At 63.7% G+C, this 1,108-nt stretch carries 1 protein-coding gene; it reads left to right on the forward strand.

Annotated features, from left to right (window positions below; translation table 11 throughout):
- Positions 1-39: 39 nt before the first annotated feature.
- A partial coding sequence (locus ORI94_RS35220) for a hypothetical protein (RefSeq protein ID WP_266083189.1) occupies positions 40-1,108 on the forward strand: 1,069 nt, incomplete at its 3' end.

The following is a 1,108-nucleotide window of genomic DNA, read 5'->3' on the forward strand; positions in this document are numbered from 1 at the left end:
ATATTCAGCAGCAGGGTGGCGTGAGGCGTTGAGTTTCTGATGGCGATTGATTTCCCGCCGGCGATGGCGGAGTTCTTGGAGGTGTGGCTGGGGGCGAGTGTTGCCCGTGGGAATGAGGATCTGGGGTTCGACAGTCGTCTGCCGTATCAGGATCTGGCTGGGGATGTGCGGGCCTACCGTGCGCAGGCTCAGCGGGTGTTGTCGTGGGCGAAGAACGCGCTTCCGTCTGCGATCGGGGAGCAGTTCGCTGTGGCGTTGGGGCAGTTCGTCTCGGATGGCGGGGCGGATCGGCTGACGGAGCTGGCGCAGGAGGCGGAGAAGGCCGCTGATCAGCAGGTGGAGTATTCGCGTCGGCTTGCCGAGGCGAAGTACGAGCTCATCTGGGAGTTCGTGCTGATGAAGATCGAGTTGGCGGCGATCGCGGTGGAGGTGGTGTTCTCCGGGGGTGCGGCGGCTGCGCAGATTCCGTTGGTCGAGGCGCGGACGGCGTTGCGGATGATGCTGATTCTGACGCGTTTGTCGCGTCGGGTTCCGTTGGTGTCGACGACGGTGACGGAGGCGGTCGAGGAGGCGCTCACGTCGCTGGGTGCGCAGTTGACGTCGATGCTTGCTCCGGATGATCCCAAGCGGAAGCGCACGAGTCTGGACGGGAAGGAGATCGGGGTCTCGGCGTTCTTCGGTGCGGTGGCCGGTGCGGTGGGTGGGGCGTTGGGTCAGGCGGTTCAGGGTGCGTTGAAGGATGTGCTCAAGGACAAGCCGCAGTGGTTCAAGGAGGTGTTGCAGGTTCCGGAGGCCTTCGTGAACGAGGGTACTGCGGAGACGGTGGCGGAGTGGTTCGTCAAGGGTGTTGTGTATGGCAAGTGGGATGAGTTCAATCCGGGTACGTTTGTGCAGGCGGGTATCAGTGGGGCGTTGTTCGAGGTCGCTGCTGGTGTGACGGTCGATGTCACGGATTTCCTGGCGCACAAGTTCAATGTGGGTGCGGTCGGGGCGCAGCATGTCAATGATGCGTCCGGTTTTATGGGGAAGTTCTCGGCCGGTGACGGTGCGGGGAAGGAGAAGCCTTCCACGGTCTCGGCCGGCTCGGCTGTGCCGGCGCCGGGGGTGG

The organism is Streptomyces sp. NEAU-W12 (assembly GCF_026242095.1).
Lineage (GTDB): Bacteria > Actinomycetota > Actinomycetes > Streptomycetales > Streptomycetaceae > Streptomyces.